Here is a 6701-nt window from a genome sequence, read left to right on the forward strand (position 1 = left end):
TTCAAAAGCTCCTGCTTCGTGTTTAGCTTGCGTTCTTGTTCGTGTCCAGCTCGGCTTCGATGCGAGACTCTTTGGACGTCTCGCCCATGCGCCAGTACGTAATCAGGCTGATCGCAATACAGCCGGCGACGTAGTAGTAGAACAGCGATTCGGAGCCGATGTTTTTCAGTCCGAGCGCGATGAACTCTGCGGTTCCCCCGAACACGGCAACGGTGATCGCATACGGGAAGCCTACGCCGAGCGCGCGAATTTCCGTCGGGAACAGCTCCGCTTTGACAATCGCGTTGATCGAGGTGTAGCCGGTGACGATGATAAGACCTGTCAGCATCAACAGGAAGGCTACCATCGGGCTTTTCGTCTGCTCCATCATCAGGAACATCGGTACGGTAAACAGCGTCCCTACAATCCCGAAGGTCATCAAGAGCGGACGGCGGCCGATCCGGTCAGACAGCATGCCCGCAATCGGTTGCAGCACTACGAAGACCAACAGGGCCGTAAAGTTGATCCAGCTCACGGTCTCTTTCGGGAGTCCCACTGTGTTGACCATGAATTTTTGCAAATACGTCGTGTACGTGTTAAAAGCAATCGTTCCACCGAGCGTAAGACCGACAACCGTCAGCACCGCTTTTGGATGCTTCATCAAGGCGCGCAAGGTTCCTGCGCTCTCGCGGCTCTTTTTCTCCATTTTCGAAAATTGCTCGGATTCGTCCATCGAACGGCGCAGCCACAGTACAGCCAAAGCGCCCAATGCTCCGATGACGAACGGAATGCGCCAGCCCCATGCGTGCATGTCGGCTTCGCTGAGAATTTGCTGGAGCACGATCTGTACCCCAAGAGCCAAAAGCTGTCCGGCAATCAAAGTGACGTACTGGAAGCTGGAGTAGAAGCCGCGGCGGCCGCTGCTTGCCATCTCGGACAAATACGTCGCGGAGGTGCCGTATTCTCCCCCCAGGGACAAACCTTGCAGCAGGCGAGCGAGAACGAGAATAATAGGCGCATAAATGCCAATAGTGCTATAGCCTGGCGTCAAGGCGATAATCAGGGAACCGCTGGCCATGACCGTAATCGAAAGCGTCAGCGCTGCCCGTCTGCCGTGACGGTCGGCGTAGCGACCCATCAGCAAGCTTCCGATCGGGCGCATCAAAAAGCCGATGGCGAAGATGGCCGCTGTGTTGAGCAACTGGCTGGTCGGGTCTCCTTTTGGAAAAAACTCGGATGAAAAGTACACGGCAAACGCAGAGTAGACATACCAGTCATACCATTCGATCAGATTGCCGATCGAACCTTTGAAGATGTTTCCCGTGATGCGTCGCGAATTGGCGCGATCGTTTGCTTGATTCACTGTTCTTCCTCCTTGTTGTTGATTCTAGCCAGAAACCGTCCTGCTTCCCCGAAAGCGGAATGTAATCGGTTTCAAAACGCAATCGCAATCATAGTAAAGCAAGTTTCGTGCCAAGCTTCTTCCGCGCGGCCCACTCGTAACGGCGCAGATGCGGATGAAGCCCAGGTTTCTGTAGAATTTTTCGACGTGCCAGAATGTTTTGCGAAGACAGTCTCTCAAGCAAGCGCACGCTCGCCCAGCCTTCCCCACGCAAAAACCCGGCAAAAAACTCCGTTCGATGCGGAATTTATTGCCGGGTCGATCGTTTGTCGCGTACTTTTTTTCCTCTATGGCGTTTGTCCCTGAGGCCGCGCCAGCTCGGCGTAGTATTTGGCAGCGCCCGGATGGAGCGGCACGACCAGCTCCTTGCCCGCCGTTTGCCTGTCAATTTGCTTGGCGGCTTCGTGCGCGGCTTGCAGGGCGTCGAGGTTTTCAAAAAACGTTTTCGTCAGCCGGTACACCTGTTCGTCGCTCATGCCCGAGCGGACGAGCAAGATGTTGCGAATCGCGACCGTCGGGATGGCTTCGTCGTTTTGGTAGATGCCCGGGGGAAGCTGTGCTTTTTCAAAAAAGGCAAAGCGCTTCGTCAGCTTCTCGATGTCTTCGGGCAAAATCGGCACGATCGCCACGTCATGGGTGGCTTGCAGGTCCAAAACCGCCGAATTGGGCAGGCCGGAGGTGACAAAGGCGGCGTCGATCGCGTTGTTTTTCAATTGCTCAATCGCCTCTGCGTACGAAAGGTACTCGGGCCGGATATCTTTGTACGTGATGCCGTGCTCGTTCAAGATCATCCGGGCGTTGACCTCTACCCCGCTGTTCGGCGCGCCGACGCCTACCCGCTTCCCTTTTAGGTCGTAGACCGAACGAATGTCCCGGTCCTTGAGCGTGACGATTTGCACATAGTTCAAGTACAGCCCGGCAATCGACTTCACATGCACAGCAGGCCCGCTCGCCTGAAAGCTTTCCAGGCCGCCCAGCGCAAACGAAGCGACGTCCGACATCGCAAAAGCCACATCCGCCTTGTCGCTCTCCAGCAGGTGGACGTTTTCCACGGAGCCGTCCGAGGAGCGCACCGCCGTCTTGTAGCCGAGCTGGTTATGATACACCTTCGCCAATGCTCCCCCGATGAGGTCGTAGGGGCCGGAAGCTCCCCCTGTCGCAATCGTCAAAAACGGCTGCTCGTCGCCCGAATCGGGTTGGGCTGACTCCGGCTTTGGCGTGCAGCCTGCTGCCAAAAGGGCCAGGCCGATTGCAGCGACAGCGACAGTGAGCCATGCGTTGACTGCTCTCATTCTGCACCCCGCAAATATTGCTTCAGTTTGTCGCGCAATCCCCGCTCGCTGATCGCGAGCTGTCTGGCCGTATTCAGCCGATGCCCGCCGTTTTTCTCCAGCGTATAGAGGATGTACATGCGCTCCGCTTCGGCGAGCGTCAAGCCTTCCGGAAGCAACAGGCCGCGCTCTGCCGCCTCTCTGACTGTGCCCCCGCTGCGGTTTTCGCGCACCGCTTCCGGCAGGTCGCGCGGTTCAATGACCTCATTTTCCGAGAGGGCTACTGCGTATTCGAGCATGTTGGACAGCTCCCGCACATTGCCAGGGTAGGCGTAGTGATACAGCATCCGCTTGGCATCCGGGCTGAACGTTTTCTTGCGCACGCCCATGTTGGCCGAATACAGCGCCAGAAAATGCTCCACGAGCAACGGCACATCCTCCCTGCGCTCACGCAAAGGCGGCAGATGGATCGGGATGACGTTCAGGCGGTAGTACAAATCCTCGCGAAAATTCCCTTTGGCGACTTCCTCCTGCAAATTGCGGTTCGTGGCGGAAATGATTCGCACATCCACTTCCTTCGGCTGCTGCGAGCCGATCGGGGTCACCACCTTCTCCTGGATGACCCGCAATATTTTCGCTTGCAAGGCGAGCGGCATTTCGCCGATTTCATCGAGAAAAATCGTGCCCCCGTCCGACCGCTCAAACAGCCCTTGCTGCTTGGCGTAGGCCCCGGTAAACGCCCCTTTTTCATGCCCGAACAATTCGCTCTCCAAGAGCGGCTCCGGGATCGCCGCACAATTGATGACGGAAAACGCGCCCTTTTGCCGCTCGCCCTGGTAGTGGATCGCGCGGGCGACCAGCTCTTTTCCGGTGCCGCTCTCGCCTGTTATCAGCACATTCGAGTTGATGTCCTTGACCTTCTGGATCAATTGGAAAACTTTTTGCATGGCACTGCTCTTGCCGATGATGCCCGCATACGTTTCCTGCTGGCGCACCGCCTGGCTCAGCACCTGAACCTGCTGATGAAGCTGCTGGAAGGCCAGCGCCTTGCCGAGCAAAAGCTTCACTTCCTCCAGATTGAGCGGCTTCGTCAAGTAATGGTAAGCTCCTGCCTTCATGGCCTCGACGGACGATTCGATGGAGCCGTAGGCCGTCATCATGATGATGACCACATCCGGCTTTTTTTCCTTGATCTGACGCAACAGCTCCATGCCGCTCGCTCCGCGCAAATTCAGATCGAGCAAAATGCCGTCGATCGGCTCCTGATCCAGCACTTGCAAGCTTTCCTCCGGCCCGGAAGCGGTAAACACGCGGTATTCGTCTTCCAGGGCAAAGGAAAGCGACGAACAGATCGCCCGTTCATCGTCAATGATTAAAATGTTCATCGCATATCCCTCCTTTGGCAAATGTCAGGAAAAACGTGGTGCCCGTCCCAGGCGCGCTGCGCACGTCAATCTCTCCCCCGTGCTCGCGCATGATTTTTTGGCTGAGGTACAGGCCAAGCCCGATCCCTTGGCTTTTCGTTGTGTAAAAAGGCTGGAACAGATGAAGCTGCTCCTGCTCGCCGATGCCCGGCCCGGAATCGGCAATCGCCAGGCATACCGTGTGCGCTTCTGTCGGCAGCACGGAAAAAGTCAGGCGCTTGTCCTCCGAATAGGCCATCGCCTCAATGGCGTTGAGCAGCAAGTTTATCAGCACCTGCTTGATGCGGTCGCGGTCGACGAACACGTCCACAGCGAGGCCAGGCTCGACTGTGACCCGTATCCGTTCGCTTTCGATTCGTTTGGCAAAAAGCCCCAGCACGGACTGCACCAGCTCCTGCAAGTTTTCCCGTTTTCGCTGCATCGGCTTTTCCCGCGAGTAGTCGAGCAAATCTTCAATGATCCGGTTCATCCTCGCCACTTCTTCCGGCACGTGCTCCACAAGCTCTCTGCGAAAGCGCTCGTCGTTCAGCTTCTTCGGCAAAAGCTCGGCAAACGTCTTGATCGCCGTGAGCGGATTGCGGATTTCGTGGGCGATGCCTGCGACCAGCTCGCCCAGCGCCCGCATTTTTTCCTGCGCGATCAGCCGCGCCTGCAAATGCTTTTGCTCGGTCCTGTCCTGCAAGCAAAGAATCCCGCCCACCTGCTGGCCCGCTCCGTTGGTCAAGGCGGCGAGGTAGTAATGCACAATCCGGCCCGAGCCATCGCCCAGGTGCAACTCACCTTCGAGCATGTGCCCGTCCCCCATGTGCAGCGCCTGGCGGATCGGCAGTTGAGGCAGACAATCCCATACGGATGGCTGGGCAGCCTTTTCCATTTGTCCAAGCAATTTTTGTGCCGCGTGATTGATGAGCGTAATCCTGCCTTCCCGATCAAACGACAAGATCCCGTTGTCGACGCTGTTTAACACGGTCGTCTGAAAAGCGAAGCTGTCCGCCAACGCGGCTGTTTGCCTCCGGACCGCTTTTTGCAGACGGTTGTTCCAGAAAAAGCTTCCGGCCAAGACGATGACGACAATCCCCATCACGATCAAGAGCCCGTACACGAGCTTGCGCCACCAGTCGATCGCAAGCGCGCTGTACGGCTCCAGATGCCGCGAGTAAAGCTGCTCGTACATCCCGTTGTGGTGCAGTTGGGCCAAGCCCTCGTTGAGCTTGTTGACCAGTTCGTAGTTGCCTTCGCGGACGGCAAACGCATAGTCGGACGGCGGAATCAGCCCGGTGCGAATCCGGTAGTCTTGCTGCCTGCCCGTTCCCGCAAGCACGTATTCGGCCGTCCAGCGGTTGCCCAAAAACACGTCCGCCCGGCCCAAAAAGAGCATCTCCAAAGCGTCCGGCTGGCTGAAGGCGACCAGCCGTTTGCCGCCGCGAATGTTCTCCAACTGCGCTATGCCCGCGTCATCCCGCTGAATCGCCACGACTTTTCCGCGCAAATCGTTAATCGCGGAAATGTCCCGGATGGCTGCTGGCACGACCAGCGCGTCCGCCGCCGTCAAATACGAATCGCTGAAGTCAAACAACGTGTCGCGCGTGCTCGTATATTTCATCCCGACCACCAGGTCCAGCTTGCCTTCTGTAAGCCAGGTGACCGTCTCCTCCCACTCCAGCGGAACATACTCGATCTGATAGCCGCGTAGAGAGTCCATGCTGCGGATCAGCTCGATGTCAAAGCCTGCCGCTTCCCCGTTTTTGTCCACGTAAGACAAGGGCGGCAGCCTTTTGTCGAAGCCGACGCGCAGGATGCGCTCCTCCTGGGCCTGCGCTTCTGCGGGCGCAGCCTGTGGCCAACAAAGAATCAGTGTGAATAAAGCCAAAAGTACAGCCATCTTTTGCAAAAAACGCCCGCCTCCTTCCTCGCGCTATCGCTGTTGCCTGTCCTGTTTTGCCGATCGGTTAACAAGCTTATTATGGACGAACCAACCAGGCTTGAAAAGAATCATGCCCGCGAAAACGAAAACAAGCCGATCCTCTTGTCCGAAGAGAGTCGGCTTGCATTCGTTTTTTTGCCACCGTGCCTTTAGGCAAACAGGCTAATCAGGTTTCCATCCGGGTCTTTGACAATCGCATAGCGCTGGCCCCAGACGGCATCCCACGGCTCGCGGTGGCTTTCGTAGCCATGCTCGACGATTTTGGCATACAACGCATCCAGGGCTGCGGCATCGTCGCATAAAAAGGCCAGCTCGATTCTGTGTCCGCTCGCCGGCTCCCATCCGCCGTACACGCTTTTGGCGATCTCCACCGTGTCAAAAGCCAGGCGCACGCCATCCTGTGCGACTTCCACGTGCTGCTCTTCGTTCGCCTGCTCCGGGATCGCAAACCCGAGCACGCGGTAAAAGTCTAGCGCCTTTTTCATGTCCTGCACGACCAGTCCTACCATATCCAGCTTGATTCCCATTTGCTTTCCTCCTGCGTTTTCCAAGTAGTTCCCGCCATGCCGCTGCATGCGCGAGCGAGGTTCTTTCCCAACAATAGCAGACAAGCCTATTCACTTGCTTTTGAGACTCCCACGGCTAAAGCCGCAAGCCTTCCACCTTGCGGTGTACGGGTGGGATTCTTGAATGACTAAGCG

5 protein-coding genes are annotated in these 6701 nt (G+C 57.0%); all 5 read right to left on the reverse strand.

Annotation, left to right across the window (positions count from 1 at the left end):
• Positions 1-22 precede the first annotated feature (22 nt).
• A complete protein-coding gene (locus AC3WJN_RS19355; protein ID WP_005835204.1) occupies positions 23-1342 on the reverse strand; it encodes an MFS transporter in 1320 nt (439 codons plus the stop codon).
• Between the two features lie 326 nt (positions 1343-1668).
• Positions 1669-2673 carry a TAXI family TRAP transporter solute-binding subunit gene (locus AC3WJN_RS19360; protein WP_007783677.1) on the reverse strand — a complete coding sequence of 335 codons (1005 nt, stop codon included), beginning with the start codon at positions 2671-2673 and terminating at the stop codon, positions 1669-1671.
• On the reverse strand, positions 2670-4037 hold the full coding sequence (locus AC3WJN_RS19365) for a sigma-54-dependent transcriptional regulator (protein WP_007783674.1): 1368 nt from the start codon (positions 4035-4037) through the stop codon (positions 2670-2672). The genes AC3WJN_RS19360 and AC3WJN_RS19365 overlap by 4 nt, the downstream gene beginning before the upstream one ends.
• Positions 4018-5958, reverse strand: coding sequence for a transporter substrate-binding domain-containing protein (locus AC3WJN_RS19370; protein WP_237716641.1), 1941 nt, complete (start codon positions 5956-5958; stop codon positions 4018-4020). The genes AC3WJN_RS19365 and AC3WJN_RS19370 overlap by 20 nt, the downstream gene beginning before the upstream one ends.
• A 191-nt stretch (positions 5959-6149) precedes the next feature.
• Positions 6150-6527 (reverse strand): VOC family protein, encoded by a 378-nt coding sequence (locus tag AC3WJN_RS19375; RefSeq protein ID WP_007783671.1) that lies wholly within the window; start codon positions 6525-6527, stop codon positions 6150-6152.
• Positions 6528-6701 lie beyond the last annotated feature (174 nt).

It is taken from the genome of Brevibacillus sp. FW306-2-1A-C05A (assembly GCF_058781555.1).